Annotated in this window: 13 protein-coding genes; 3 read left to right on the top strand and 10 right to left on the bottom strand. The window is 45.0% G+C overall.

What is annotated here, in order from left to right:
• Window positions 1-37: 37 nt before the first annotated feature.
• From rimI to B3S93_RS07235, 7 genes are all read right to left on the bottom strand, one after another.
• Window positions 38-517, bottom strand: coding sequence for a ribosomal protein S18-alanine N-acetyltransferase (rimI, locus tag B3S93_RS07205; RefSeq protein WP_292357226.1), 480 nt, complete (start codon window positions 515-517; stop codon window positions 38-40).
• A complete protein-coding gene (locus B3S93_RS07210) occupies window positions 510-1,004 on the bottom strand; it encodes a DNA polymerase III subunit psi (RefSeq protein WP_292399051.1) in 495 nt (164 codons plus the stop codon). The genes rimI and B3S93_RS07210 overlap by 8 nt, the downstream gene beginning before the upstream one ends.
• Window positions 1,004-2,536, bottom strand: coding sequence for a 2-isopropylmalate synthase (locus B3S93_RS07215; RefSeq protein WP_292357230.1), 1,533 nt, complete (start codon window positions 2,534-2,536; stop codon window positions 1,004-1,006). The genes B3S93_RS07210 and B3S93_RS07215 overlap by 1 nt, the downstream gene beginning before the upstream one ends.
• A 165-nt stretch (window positions 2,537-2,701) precedes the next feature.
• Window positions 2,702-3,445, bottom strand: coding sequence for a CDP-diacylglycerol--serine O-phosphatidyltransferase (gene pssA, locus B3S93_RS07220; RefSeq protein ID WP_292357232.1), 744 nt, complete (start codon window positions 3,443-3,445; stop codon window positions 2,702-2,704).
• Between the two features lie 117 nt (window positions 3,446-3,562).
• A complete protein-coding gene (gene ilvC, locus B3S93_RS07225; protein WP_292399453.1) occupies window positions 3,563-4,573 on the bottom strand; it encodes a ketol-acid reductoisomerase in 1,011 nt (336 codons plus the stop codon).
• 28 nt (window positions 4,574-4,601) lie between these two features.
• Entirely contained in the window at window positions 4,602-5,099 is a 498-nt protein-coding gene (ilvN, locus tag B3S93_RS07230) for an acetolactate synthase small subunit (protein WP_292357234.1), read from the bottom strand.
• A complete protein-coding gene (locus B3S93_RS07235) occupies window positions 5,099-6,841 on the bottom strand; it encodes an acetolactate synthase 3 large subunit (protein WP_292399053.1) in 1,743 nt (580 codons plus the stop codon). The genes ilvN and B3S93_RS07235 overlap by 1 nt, the downstream gene beginning before the upstream one ends.
• A 170-nt stretch (window positions 6,842-7,011) precedes the next feature.
• On the opposite strand from B3S93_RS07235, the gene pyrC reads away from it, so the two are divergent.
• Window positions 7,012-8,058, top strand: a complete 1,047-nt coding sequence (pyrC, locus tag B3S93_RS07240; RefSeq protein WP_292399057.1) for a dihydroorotase — start codon at window positions 7,012-7,014, stop codon at window positions 8,056-8,058.
• 38 nt (window positions 8,059-8,096) lie between these two features.
• Here pyrC and B3S93_RS07245 read toward each other — a convergent pair whose 3' ends face one another.
• On the bottom strand, window positions 8,097-9,368 hold the full coding sequence (locus B3S93_RS07245; RefSeq protein ID WP_292399059.1) for an O-acetylhomoserine aminocarboxypropyltransferase/cysteine synthase family protein: 1,272 nt from the start codon (window positions 9,366-9,368) through the stop codon (window positions 8,097-8,099).
• A gap of 172 nt (window positions 9,369-9,540) precedes the next feature.
• Between B3S93_RS07245 and B3S93_RS07250 the strand changes: the two genes are divergently transcribed.
• Together B3S93_RS07250 and B3S93_RS07255 are read left to right on the top strand one after the other, a co-directional pair.
• The gene (locus B3S93_RS07250; RefSeq protein WP_292357241.1) at window positions 9,541-10,218 is read left to right on the top strand and encodes a type 1 glutamine amidotransferase domain-containing protein; all 678 of its coding nucleotides are present in this window, start codon (window positions 9,541-9,543) and stop codon (window positions 10,216-10,218) included.
• 33 nt (window positions 10,219-10,251) lie between these two features.
• On the top strand, window positions 10,252-10,533 hold the full coding sequence (locus tag B3S93_RS07255) for a peptidylprolyl isomerase (protein ID WP_069295382.1): 282 nt from the start codon (window positions 10,252-10,254) through the stop codon (window positions 10,531-10,533).
• A gap of 43 nt (window positions 10,534-10,576) precedes the next feature.
• On the opposite strand, the gene dinG is transcribed toward B3S93_RS07255, so the two are convergent.
• A complete protein-coding gene (gene dinG, locus B3S93_RS07260; RefSeq protein WP_292399062.1) occupies window positions 10,577-12,655 on the bottom strand; it encodes an ATP-dependent DNA helicase DinG in 2,079 nt (692 codons plus the stop codon).
• A complete protein-coding gene (locus tag B3S93_RS07265; RefSeq protein WP_292399066.1) occupies window positions 12,656-13,657 on the bottom strand; it encodes a 2-hydroxyacid dehydrogenase in 1,002 nt (333 codons plus the stop codon).
• Window positions 13,658-13,728: the final 71 nt, after the last annotated feature.

A 13,728-nucleotide genomic window follows, 5' to 3' on the forward strand; every position in this document is an offset into this window, starting at 1 on the left:
ACCAACGTAAACACGTTAGTCTAAGTGAGGGCATGTCTTATAGCAAGTTTTGACCAAGCTGCGCGAACATGCCAAGTTCCAGTCCCATCAAAACGCCATCTTCCCTGCCCTGTTCAGCAGGATAATAACCTCGACGTACTGACATTTCATTAAAACCGGTTGATAAATAAAGCTGTTGAGCCCTGAAGTTACTGGCTCGAACTTCTAATACAATAATTGCAGCAGATTGCTCCAGTGCAATCTCAATAACATGATTCAGAATCTGTCTACCAAAGCCTTTACCCTGATGACCGGGTTTGACGCAAATATTCAGTAAATGAACTTCGTCCAGTACAGATTGTACAACGCTGTAGCCAATTATCTCATTATCTATTGCGTAGAGAAATGTTCGATAACCGCTTTTCAGACAGTCTTCAAAATTACCTTTGGACCAGGGAAAACGATTTGACTGTTTTTCAATCTGCCAGACTTTTTCTATATCTGCCAGTTGCATATGACTAATTGCTAACTCAGTCACTCGGGTATGCTCTTAAGTTCCGAAGTCTCTGGATAGTTTGCCACATCTCGAACTTAAGCAGTGGTTGCTCCAGCATTGTTCGCAGACTTGGCCCGACCAACGTTTGCAGATTATTTTCGAGTTGCTGGCAGGATAATGCTTCATGGGGCTTTACGTTCAGTTTCGCTGCCAATTCTGAACCTAATACCAATGCTACGGTTTTATCAGCCGAAAACATCTTTAGAACGTTTACATACTGCTTATCCATCACTGTCACATCGTCCAGACTAATACCAATACTAACAAAAATGGCTCGTAACAGTCGGTTTTCCACTGGTGTAAGTGCATTTTCAGAAATAACTAACCACGAATTTGTATAGTCAAGATGATTAACAATTTCACTTTCCGAAGTGGTTAAATCAGGTTGAACAGCGTCATCTTGTCTTTGCACCCAGACAGGAATACCCATCTGTTCAAGTGCAAAATATTGTTCAGCAGATAAACTCATCAGACTTGCGGATGCGCCCGATCAGAGGGCAATAACATTTTATTGAGGGCATTGATGTAAGCTTTGGCTGAAGCGATAACAATATCAGTGTCAGTACCCTGACCACTGACAATACGACCACCTTTTTCCAGCCGGACGCTGACCTCTCCCTGAGAATCGGTGCCACTGGTAATGTTGCTTACAGAATACAACTGCAATTCCGTATGGCTCTGTACCATTGATTCAATCGCTTTAAAAGCGGCATCAACCGGTCCACTGCCTTTCATCTCGGTTTTAACTTCGCTATCGTCAACCGCAAGGGTGACATTGGCTACCGGAATCTCTCCAGTTTCACTGCATACTCGCATTGAAATCAAGCGAATCCGCTCGTTATCCTCCGTCAAGGTATCACTGACAAGTGCTTGAATATCTTCATCAAAAACTTCATGTTTTTTATCTGCCAATTCCTTAAACCGCATAAATGCTGTATTTAAATCTTCTTCGGACTCCAGTTCTATTCCCAACTCTTTTAATCGTGAACGGAAGGCGTTGCGTCCGGAATGCTTGCCAAGAACCATACGATTGGTATTCCAGCCCACATCTTCAGCTCGCATGATTTCATACGTTTCGCGATTTTTCAGTACACCATCCTGATGAATACCGGACTCATGGGCAAAGGCATTGGCACCGACTATCGCTTTGTTCGGCTGCACTACAAAACCGGTGACACCTGAAACCAGACGTGAAGCTGCCAATATTTGTGTGGTATCCAGGCGGGTATCACAATCAAACATATCCTGACGTGTTCGCACGGCCATCACCACTTCTTCTAAAGAAGCATTGCCGGCTCTTTCACCCAACCCATTAATGGTACATTCAACTTGTCGGGCACCATTCATAACGGCTGAGAGCGAATTAGCCACCGCCAGACCCAAATCGTTGTGACAATGCACCGAGAAAATGGCTTTATCCGAATTTGGAATTCTTTCCCGCAGATTTTTGATTAATTCGCCAAATTGATGCGGCAGGTTGTAACCAACAGTATCCGGAATATTCAAGGTTTTAGCGCCGGCATCAATAACAGCTTCCAGCACCCTACAGAGAAAGTCCAGATCACTGCGCCCGGCATCTTCCGGTGAAAACTCAACATCATCAGTATAAAGTCGTGCCCGTTTCACCGCCTTTACAGCATTCTCAATCACTTCATCCGGCTGCATCCGCAATTTCATCTGCATATGGATGGGTGAGGTGGCAATAAAGGTATGAATACGAGACGCATTGGCTGATTTAAGCGCCTCACCGGCCCGATCAATATCTTTGTCCAGGGCACGAGCCAGGCCACAAATACGACTGTCTTTAACCGCTTTAGCAACAGCTTGCACGGCCTCAAAATCACCTATACTGGCAATTGGAAACCCAGCCTCAATAATATCAACCCGCATACGTTCCAGAGATTTGGCAATCCTCACCTTTTCATCTTTGGTCATCGATGCGCCAGGACTCTGCTCCCCATCACGTAACGTGGTATCAAATATTATTAACTGGTCTTTCATTTCGCTCGCTCCGAACATTCTGCTCATCGCTGAGCACATTTTTTATTGTCATTATAATGAGGTTAAATGAGGGTTGCAGAAAGAATTGCAAGATTATTTTTCCTCATAAACATCTATTTCTCGCACTGATGTGAGAAATGGTTGGTCTCACTACTATCCGTTGGTTTATTTTGATTGTGCGCGTTCGTTACGATGCTTACGTAATTGAATCAGTGTAAAAACAGGTCCGGAAATCGCATAAAGTAAAAATGCGGTGAAAAGAACAATTGGCGGATCTGTTGCAATTAGTGCAAAAACCAACACCAAGCCCAGCATCACCATAAAGGGTACTTTTCCACGCAAATCCAGTTCTTTAAAACTGTGGTAACGCACAGTACTGACCATAAGGATTGCGGTGGCAAACGTCAGTGGCACACCTACAAATGATAACAATGAAGGATCCAGTTGATTGTTATGTCCTACCCAGACCCAGCCAGCGATACAGGCTGCGGCAGCAGGACTTGGCAATCCTTGAAAATAGCGTTTATCAGCAATTCCTACCTGAGTATTAAAGCGTGCGAGACGTAACGCACCGCAGGCAGCGTAAATAAATGCCACCATCCAACCAAACTTACCCAAACCATTCAAAGCCCATTCAAACATGACCAAAGCAGGCGCCAGACCAAAAGCAACCATATCGGCAAGGCTGTCATACTCTGCTCCAAAAGCGCTCTGGGTATTGGTTAAACGAGCAATGCGTCCATCCAACCCATCCATAATCATCGCAACAAAGATTGCGACTGCTGCAGTGGTAAAGTCGCCTCTTATAGCAGCGACAATGGCGTAGAAACCAGCGAACAGGCAGGCTGTGGTAAATAGATTCGGTAAAAGGTAAATGCCGCGTTTTTGTTGTTCTTCATGATTATCCATAAATGTCCTGTATTCAGAGAAGAAGTAGTTTCATTATGACATCCGTACCTTCATAAACAAAACAAGGGCAGATTGCCAAGCAACCTGCCCTTGTTTGAGGACAACTCAAAAAACTAATTAGTTTTTGGTTTTATCGACGATTTTTTGAATCCAAGGCATCATTTCACGCAATTTGGCACCGGTTTTTTCAATCGGGTGCTCTGCATTCAGCCTACGCATAGCCGTCATTTCAGGATAGCCAGACTGACCTTCCTGAATAAACTGTTTGGCGTATTTGCCTTCCTGAATGTTTTTCAACGCTTCACGCATCGCCCAACGGCTTTCTTCGTTAATGACTTTCGGGCCAGTAACGTATTCACCATATTCTGCATTGTTAGAAATTGAGTAATTCATGTTGGCGATACCGCCTTCATACATTAAGTCAACAATCAGTTTCAGTTCATGCAAACATTCGAAGTAAGCCATTTCAGGCTCATATCCTGCTTCCACCAATGTTTCAAAACCGGCTTTAACTAATTCTACTGCACCACCACATAATACCGCTTGCTCACCAAACAGATCCGTTTCAGTTTCATCACGGAAAGTAGTTTCAATAATACCGGTACGACCGCCACCAATAGCTGAGGCATAAGATAAAGCGATTGCTTTGGCTTTACCTGAGGCATCCTGTTCAATAGCGATCAAATCAGGAATACCACCACCACGGGTAAATTCACTGCGAACGGTATGACCTGGTGCTTTTGGAGCAACCATGATGACGTCCAGATCTTCACGTGGCAGAATCTGGTTATAAACAATCGCAAAACCATGAGCGAAAGCCAAAACAGCACCTTGTTTAAGGTTTGGTTCAATTTCATCTTTATACAAAGAAGATTGGAACTCATCCGGTGTGAGCACCATTACCAAGTCAGCTTGTTTTACAGCTGATGCGGTATCGGCAACTTTCAGACCCGCACCTTCCGCTTTAGCAATAGAAGACGAACCCGCACGCAGCGCCACAGTTACATCAACACCGGAATCTTTCAGGTTACAGGCGTGAGCATGGCCTTGTGAACCATAGCCGATAATTGTGACTTTCATGCCACGGATCAGCGACAGGTCACAATCTTTGTCGTAATAGATATTCAAACTCATTATCAATTCCTTCGTTTTTAAATCAATTCAATTGCAGACATTTTTCGCCGCGGGCAATGCCCGAGACGCCACTGCGTACGGTTTCAAGTATTTTATGTTCAGATAGAGCTTCAATGAACGAGTCAAGCTTACTGCCAGCCCCCGTCAGTTCAATCGTGTAGGTCGAAGCAGTCACATCAATAATATGTCCACGGAAAATATCAGACAGACGTTTGACGTCGTCACGTTGATCCATGGTCGCAGCCTTGACCTTAATCAGCATCATTTCCCGCTCAATGTGCGGACCTTCAGACAACTCCATCAACTTCACAACATCTACAAGTTTATTAAGCTGTTTGGTTATCTGCTCAATAATTCGATCAGTACCGGTTGTGACAATCGTCATCCGTGACAGCGACGCATCTTCAGTTGGCGCAACAGTTAACGATTCAATGTTATAGCCACGTGCAGAAAATAACCCCGCAACACGCGATAAGGCCCCTGCTTCATTTTCAATCAGAATCGAGATGATATGACGCATTATGACAGCTCCCGCTCTGGATCTTGTGGTAGATCGCAATAGGGCGACATATGCATTTCATTATGCGCTTTACCCTGAGCGATCATCGGATACACGTTTTCAGTTTGATCAGTCACGATATCCAGAAACACCAGGCGATCTTTCATCGCAAAGGCTTCTTCCAGTTTGGGACGCAAATCTTCAACCCGTTCAATACGAATACCCACGTGACCATAACTTTCTGCCAGTTTGACAAAATCAGGCAAGGATTCCATATAGGAATGTGAATAACGATTCTGATAGAAAAACTCCTGCCACTGACGCACCATGCCAAGATAACGATTATTCAACGCTACAATTTTCACCGGCAAACCGTATTGCAGACAGGTAGATAACTCCTGAATACACATCTGGATGCTACCTTCACCTGTAATACAGATGACCGTTTCCTCAGGAAATGCCAATTGAACACCCATCGCTGCAGGCAAACCAAAGCCCATCGTTCCCAAACCACCTGAATTAATCCAGCGGTTGGGTTTGCTGAAACCATAGTATTGTGCCGCCCACATCTGATGCTGACCAACATCTGAGGTTACATAAGCATCACCGTTAGTGATTTCATGGACCATCTCAACAACTGCCTGCGGTTTTATCTGATCGCTATTGCGATCATAGGACATACATTTTTTAGCACGCCAGCCGTTAATGATATTCCACCAGTCAGTCAACGCTGTTTGATCAGGTTTGGTCTTGCTGGCTGAAAGCAATTGATTCATGTCATTCAGAACATCGGCAACATTACCAACAATCGGCACATCTACTGAAATTGTCTTGGAAATGGATGACGGATCGATATCAATATGAACGATCTTGGCATGCGGACAGAATTCAGCAATTTTTCCGGTTACCCGATCATCGAATCGTGCACCAATCGCAATCAGCACATCACAATCATGCATTGCCATATTGGCTTCATAGGTGCCGTGCATCCCCAGCATGCCGAGAAACTGTTGATCATCCCAAGGTATAGAACCAAGTCCCATCAAAGTGGAAGTCACCGGATAACCCAAAGTGCTGACAAACTTACGTAATGGTTCAGCAGCGTTACCTAACACGACACCACCACCGGTATAAATCATTGGTTTTTTGGCACTCAGCATCAACTCAACTGCACGCTTTATCTGACCAGGATGACCTTTAGTAACAGGCTGGTAAGAACGCATTTGAACGCTCTGCGGGTAAACGTACGGAATCTTGATATTGGGATCAGTAATATCTTTCGGTACATCAACCACAACTGGACCAGGACGGCCTGTTGTTGCTACATAAAAAGCTTTTTTAATGGTTTCTGCCAGATCGTTAATATCTTTAACTAAAAAGTTATGTTTAACGCATGGGCGGGTAATACCAACCGAATCAACTTCCTGAAATGCATCACTGCCGATATTGGCCGTCGCCACCTGACCGGTGATAACCACCATTGGAATCGAATCCATATAAGCTGTAGCAATACCGGTTACCGCATTGGTTGCGCCAGGACCGGACGTTACCAATACCACACCAGGATTACCTGTGGCGCGCGCATAACCATCTGCAGCATGGGTTGCCGCCTGTTCATGGCGCACAAGAATGTGCTTGACCTCTTCCTGGTTATACAGTGCATCGTAAATATGCAGCACTGCACCACCCGGATAGCCAAACAAATACTCAACCCCTTCGTCTTTTAGACAATGGACCAGAATCTCGGCGCCGCTTAATTCCACGTCTTCCTCTCTCGTATCGCTAACGCGATCTGCTTCAAAATATCAAACGGGTAAAGTTACTGTGAATGCCCGTCAAGGTCAAGAAAAACCGCCTTCTGATGCAGTATCGCTGATTTGTCAGAAACAACTTTTCAACTGCAAAGCTAAACAGCTATGGCATAATCTGCTTTATGAAAAAATCAGCATTAAATTCTCTTACCATTAGCCAACCAGACGATTGGCATCTCCACTTGCGCGATAATAATGCCTTAAAGCGTACTGTTACAGATAGCGCAAGATGTTTCAAACGCGCAATTATTATGCCTAACCTGCGCCCTCCAGTGACCAATGTTGAACAAGCCACTGCTTATCGACAACGCATTCTGGATGCGCGTCCAGCCCAGTCTGGCTTTGAACCTTTGATGACCTTGTATCTGACTGATAATACTACTCCGCAAGATATTGTGGCGGCCAAACAAGCCGAATTCATTAAAGCCGTCAAACTCTACCCGGCGGGTGCAACAACAAATTCAGATGCTGGGGTCACGGACATTACTCACTGTTATAAAACACTGGAAACAATGCAAAAGGCAGGTATGCCTTTATTGTTGCATGGTGAAGTGACTCATCACGAAACCGATATTTTTGATCGTGAAAAGGCATTCATTGACGAAAAACTGATTCCACTGTTAAGAGACTTTCCAGAACTGAAAATTGTTTTTGAACATATAACGACCAAAGAGGCTGCAGACTTTGTCGCTCAGGCCAGCAACTTTGTGGCAGCAACGATAACCCCACATCATTTACTGCTAAATCGTAACGATATGCTGGTGGGGGGAATTCGGCCTCATCATTTCTGCCTGCCAGTACTGAAACGTAATACCCATCAGAAAGCGCTTATTGCCGCTGCAACCAGCAGTAATCCGAAATTCTTTTTGGGAACCGACAGTGCACCACATACTCGAGACAGTAAAGAAAATGCTTGTGGTTGCGCGGGCATCTACAGCGCCCATGCGGCAATAGAGCTGTATGCCGAAGTGTTCGACAGCTATGAATGTCTGGATAAACTCGAAGGGTTTGCCAGCTTTTACGGTGCGGATTTTTATGGCCTGCCGAGAAACGAACAGAAAATCACCTTGCAAAAAACGGACTGGCAGGTTCCCGACACGCTGGAGTTCGCAGATGAAACACTGGTGCCTATGCGTGCCGGTGAGACCATCCACTGGAAACTTGTATAAAAAATCCCGGCTCAATTAATCGAGCCGGGATCTTCCAGTCAAACTGCTGAAAAGGCCTGTTCCAGATCATCAATAATGTCACTGATATGCTCAATGCCAATACATAAGCGAAGCATTTCCGGTGTGACCCCCGCGGCTTTAAGTTCGGCTTCTTCCAGCTGACGATGAGTGGTCGAAGCGGGATGACAGGCCAGTGACTTGGTATCACCGATATTCACCAGTCGTTTGACCAGCTTCAGTGCATCATAGAATTTCACGCCATTATCAAAGCCACCTTTAATACCGAATGTGAGAATTGATGAAGGTTTACCATTGAAATATTTCTGTGCCAGATCGAAATATCTATCTCCTTGCAGTCCGGCATAGTTCACCCACTCTACTTTAGGATGCTGTTGCAGATATTTAGCGACTGCAATGGCATTGTCACAGTGTCGTTCCATACGTAATGGTAACGTTTCAATACCTTGTAATAATAGAAACGCATTCATTGGTGACAATGCCGAACCGGTATTCCGTAAAGGTACGGTCCGCGCTCTGGCAATAAAAGCTGCTTCAGCAAATTGCTCGGTGTATACCACCCCATGATAGGCCGGTTCTGGTTGATTCAATACCGGAAATCTTTCTTTGTGTTTAGCCCAGGGAAACTTGCCAGAATCTACAATAATACCGCCTAAGGTTGTGCCATGACCGCCCATGTATTTGGTCAGGGAATGCACAACAATATCAGCACCATATTCAATTGGATTAAGTAACGCCGGTGTTGCCACAGTGTTATCAACGATCACTGGAACACCATGTTTATGTGCCATTGTGGCAATGGGTTCAATATCCACAATATTACCGGCCGGATTACCGATTGATTCACAGAAAACCGCTTTGGTTTTGTCATCAATCAGTTTTTCCAAATCAGCGGCCTGATCGCTTGAGGCAAAGCGTACCTCAATCCCCATTTTAGGAAGCATATGGGCGAATAAGGTATAGGTTCCACCGTAAAGCTGCGGTGTTGTCACAATATTATCGCCGGCCTCAGCAATAGTAATAATGGCATAATGAATCGCAGCACTACCGGCTGACGTGGCCAAAGCAGCAATGCCACCCTCCAGAGCAGCTACCCGCTTTTCCAACACATCCCAGGTGGGATTCATAATGCGGCTGTAGATATTGCCTGGCACATCCAGATTGAATAAATCGGCTCCATGCTGGGCATTATCAAATTCATAAGCGACTGTTTGATAAATCGGCACCGCACAGGATTTTGTAACGGGATCAGTTTCATAACCTTCATGCAGACAAATCGTTTCTTTTTTCATAGTTTTCTCTCGCTGTTATTATTTTAGGGTTTGCTGATCTTTCAGAGCATTATGCGAGTTTACGACGATAAGAATGAAATGCAATATTGCTTGAATTTTATCGCCGTATCCCCATATCAGGTAGGCAACATTGAATAATTCCTCAAAACCACAGATTTCAGGAGACATAACCATGAAAATATTAGTGGTACTAACTTCGCACGATAAGCTTGGCAATACCGGTGAAAAAACCGGTTTTTGGTTAGAAGAACTTGCAGCACCGTATTACGCAATGAAAGATGCTGGGGTAGAAATAACTCTGGCCTCACCCAAAGGTGGGCAACCACCTCTTGACCCAAAAAGCAATCAGCCTGACTTTCAAACGGATGCTACCCGGCGTTTTGAAAATGATGCTGAAGCTAAAAACCGATTAGCAAACACAGTTAAATTAGCCGACGTACACGCCGCTGATTATGATGCAGTGTTTTACCCAGGCGGACATGGTCCGTTATGGGATTTAGCCGAAGATAAAAAATCAATTGCACTGATTGAAAGTTTCGTGCTCGCCAATAAACCAGTAGCTGCAGTTTGTCATGCACCTGCTGTTTTGTTACATGTCAAAACCATTGGCGATGAGCCATGGATTAAAGGTAAACAGCTCACTGCATTTTCAAATAGTGAAGAAGATGCGGTAGGCTTATCTGATGTTGTACCATTTTTACTTGAAGATGCCCTGAAACAACGTGGCGCAAATTTCGAGAAAGGTGACGACTGGAGTTCATTCGTGATTACGGATGGCATACTGATTACAGGACAAAACCCGGCTTCTTCAGAAGCCACGGCCAAGGCCCTGTTAAAACAGCTGGCATAAGTCAGCAATTTACAAATCAATTACGGAACTATTATGGCTAGAGCAACCGCACGACACATCCTGGTGGACAGTGAAGAAATCTGTCTGGAATTGAAACGCGAAATCGAAGAAGGCGCAGACTTTGCTGCCGTCGCCAAAGAAAATTCTTCCTGCCCATCCAGCCGCCAAGGCGGTGATCTGGGTGAATTTGGCCCAGGCATGATGGTGCCGGAATTCGATAAAGTTGTTTTTTCCGCCCCGGTTAACACCGTTCAGGGTCCGGTTAAAACACAATTTGGCTATCATTTGCTGGAAGTTACCAGCCGTACTGAATAAGTTTGTTGATACACCCTGAAAGCCCGGTCTCGCCGGGCTTTTTTTATTCGGTTATTACCTGGTAATCCGGTAAATGAGACAGTAATTGTTTGCCATAATTTTTGGTTAACAACCGACGATCCAGGATGGTTATTTGGCCGGAATCAGTTTCTTTTCGTAACAGACGACCGCAGGCCTGAATCAACTTCACGCTGACCGCCGGTAATGACAAACTGATAAATGGCTGACCGCCGCGTTTTATGATCCACTCCTGACGTGCCTGTTCAATCGGGCGGGTAAAAACCGGAAATGGCAGTTTGGTAATGATTACATGGGTACATAAATTGCCGGGTAAATCGACGCCTTCGGCAAACCGATCCATCCCAAAAATAATGCTGCCCCGCCCCGCTTCAATCCGCTGAATATGTTTGACGATCATATTTTTGGGCGACAGCTGATCACCCTGTAAAAGAATCAAATTTTTCAATGACAATGGCAATTGCTTATATACCTGTAGCATCACCTGGCGTGAGGTAAAGAGCACCAGTGTCGCCGCTTGAATATCAATAATTGATTTGAGTTGGCCGACCACTTCCTGCTGCCATTGCGGCAGATTTTCATTGGGTAAATACTGCATCATCGGCAGTTTTAGCACAGCCTGCTGCTGATATCGAAACGGTGAAGGCAGCGCCAGAAAGTGTTTTTCATCGTAACGCTGTAAGCCACAATCCGCCCGGAAACGCTGGAATAATCCCATGCCTCGTAACGTGGCTGATGTCATTACCACCCCATAAGCCCGCTGCCATAAACTGCGATCCAGAAAACCTGCCGCTGTCATCGGCCCGGCATGAATCACCAGCGTTTGCTGTTTGGCAAACTGTTCCTGTGCCAGCCAGCGCACATTAGGTGGGCGCTCGGCTTTATCCTCATCGAGAAACAGCGCCATAAAATCAATCAGATAACCAAAAATATTCTGTACCGTTCCCACTTGCGGTAATAATGCTTCACCAACCTTATTACTTAATTGGGTTTTCTCCAGCCCTTCTTTAATCCATTTGCCAATCAGCGAGAAATGCTTATAGATGGAATTAGCTCGTTGTAAAAGGTTCTGGCTGGGAATAAACAAGGCATTAAGTAACGGACTGCCCCAGAAAATCCGTGGCTCACTGGTACGGCCTTCCAGCATTTCATTTACTGTGGCATCACTGCCCAGAATATCCAGCAATTGCTGCAACAGATTGATGATGGCTGGTAAATCCTGGCGAATTTCCTTAAACATATAACCAAAGTCATGCTGCCGGAAAGCCAAAGCAGTGGGCAGCTTTTTCATCAGACTGTCAGCGGTTTCAACGGTTTGATAAAGCTGGGCAAAGTTCAATGCTTTGGCGGCATGTCCCAGCGCTTTTTGCGGCAGATTATGTGCTTCATCAAAAACCAGAATCAGTTCTTCCGGATTGGGCAATACCAAACCGCCACCCAAGTCAGCATCACTGAGTAATAAATCATGATTCACCACCACCACCTGTGCCAGCTGCATTTCCTTACGTAGCAAATAATAGGGGCAGCTCAAAAAATACCTACAGCTTTTACCGGCACAGCCTTCTGAATCAGTAGATACTTCATGCCAAAGCGCCGGATCAATGGCATCAGTACGACTATCCCGATCACCATCCCAGCGATGTTCATCCCAATCCTGGAACAGATTCTTTGCTTGAGTCTGTCTTAATACTTGCTGATATTTCTGATCCACATCCAGCGTCAAATCCTGCTGTTCGGGAGTGGTTGCCAGTTGTGCCAGTTTGCTGGGACAGACATAGCGGCGGCGACCTTTGATTTGCATAAACCGTATCGGTTGTGGCAAAGCCGCTGAAAACTGTGGCAGATCTTTCTGAATTAATTGCTGTTGCAGATTGACTGTTGCAGTGCTGATCACCAGCAATTTTTTACTGTTCAAAGCTGTTTCAATTGCACCGCTGAGATATGCCAGCGTTTTCCCCACGCCGGTTGGAGCTTCCACTACCGCCATTCTATTTTGCGACTGTTGCAGCCGTTGATGAATAAATCGACTCATTTCAACTTGTTGCGGTCTGGCTTTAAAATCCGGCATCAACTTATTGATACAGGTAAATATTTCATCAAACACTTAACGTATTTCCACGCGGTTTTTCAGTGCCTTACCAGCCATAAAATCATCAATATTCTGCAACGTTGTCTGAGCGATATGCTGTAATGCCTCCCGGGTGAAATAGGCCTGGTGCCCGGTGACCAGCACATTTGGAAAGGTCAATAAACGCTGGAATATATCGTCCTGAATAATATCGGTGGAATGATCTTCAAAAAACAGACTGCCTTCCTGTTCATACACATCTATTCCCAAATAGCCAATATGCAGCGCTTTCAGGGCATCCAATACAGCCACTGTATCCAATAAGGCTCCGCGACTGGTATTTATCAGCATCACGCCGGGTTTGGTCAGCCCGAGACTGGCCGCATTGATAATATGATGTGTTTCATCATTTAATGGACAATGCAGACTGATAATATCGCTTTGACCGAGCAAGCTGTCGAGTGTCACCACTTCAAAGCCTGATTGTTTGGCTGGTATAGCGTTATGCGGTTCATAAATCAAAACCTGGCAACCAAATGCCCGCAATCGCTCAGCGACTAACAAACCTATTTTACCGCCCCCAATAATGCCCGCGGTTTTACCAAAGAAATCAAAACCCAGCAAACCATCCAAAGAAAAATTACCATCGCGAACTCGATTATAGGCCCGCGGTATCTTCCGACTTAATGCCAACATCAGTGCAATGGTATGTTCAGCGACCGCATAAGGTGAATAGGCTGGGACATTGACGACAGTTATACCAAGCTTGTTAGCCGCCGTTAAATCCACCTGATTAACCCCGGCACAGCGTAACGCAATTAAACGAATGCCGTTTTCTGCCAAAATGTTAAGCGTTTCAGCCGAAATATCGTCATTTACAAACGCACTGACCACTTCAGCATCTTTGGCCAATGCTGCAGTCATTGGATTCAACGCCATTTCATAAAAACATAATGATACTTGCTCATCAGCCATTTTCGTGAGATAGGCCTGATCATAAGGTTTTGCGCTGAATACCGCGACATGAGTTGGTTTCATTTGGAGCCTTTATCAGAAATGCAGTTTACTATTGGTCTGCTGAGCATCATTTTATCGAACAAATCTTATTA

The sequence above is a fragment of the Methylophaga sp. UBA3613 genome (assembly GCF_002375415.1).
In the GTDB taxonomy this organism is placed as follows: Bacteria; Pseudomonadota; Gammaproteobacteria; order Nitrosococcales; family Methylophagaceae; genus Methylophaga.

Excerpts from the sequence above, each read along its gene's own strand:
- B3S93_RS07210 (WP_292399051.1), bottom strand. The coding sequence starts at position 1,004 with ATGAGTTTATCTGCTGAACAATATTTTGCACTTGAACAGATGGGTATT.
- B3S93_RS07215 (WP_292357230.1), bottom strand. The coding sequence starts at position 2,536 with ATGAAAGACCAGTTAATAATATTTGATACCACGTTACGTGATGGGGAG.
- pssA (WP_292357232.1), bottom strand. The coding sequence starts at position 3,445 with ATGGATAATCATGAAGAACAACAAAAACGCGGCATTTACCTTTTACCG.
- ilvN (WP_292357234.1), bottom strand. The coding sequence starts at position 5,099 with ATGCGTCATATCATCTCGATTCTGATTGAAAATGAAGCAGGGGCCTTA.
- pyrC (WP_292399057.1), top strand. The coding sequence starts at position 7,012 with ATGAAAAAATCAGCATTAAATTCTCTTACCATTAGCCAACCAGACGAT.
- B3S93_RS07245 (WP_292399059.1), bottom strand. The coding sequence starts at position 9,368 with ATGAAAAAAGAAACGATTTGTCTGCATGAAGGTTATGAAACTGATCCC.
- B3S93_RS07250 (WP_292357241.1), top strand. The coding sequence starts at position 9,541 with ATGAAAATATTAGTGGTACTAACTTCGCACGATAAGCTTGGCAATACC.
- B3S93_RS07255 (WP_069295382.1), top strand. The coding sequence starts at position 10,252 with ATGGCTAGAGCAACCGCACGACACATCCTGGTGGACAGTGAAGAAATC.
- B3S93_RS07265 (WP_292399066.1), bottom strand. The coding sequence starts at position 13,657 with ATGAAACCAACTCATGTCGCGGTATTCAGCGCAAAACCTTATGATCAG.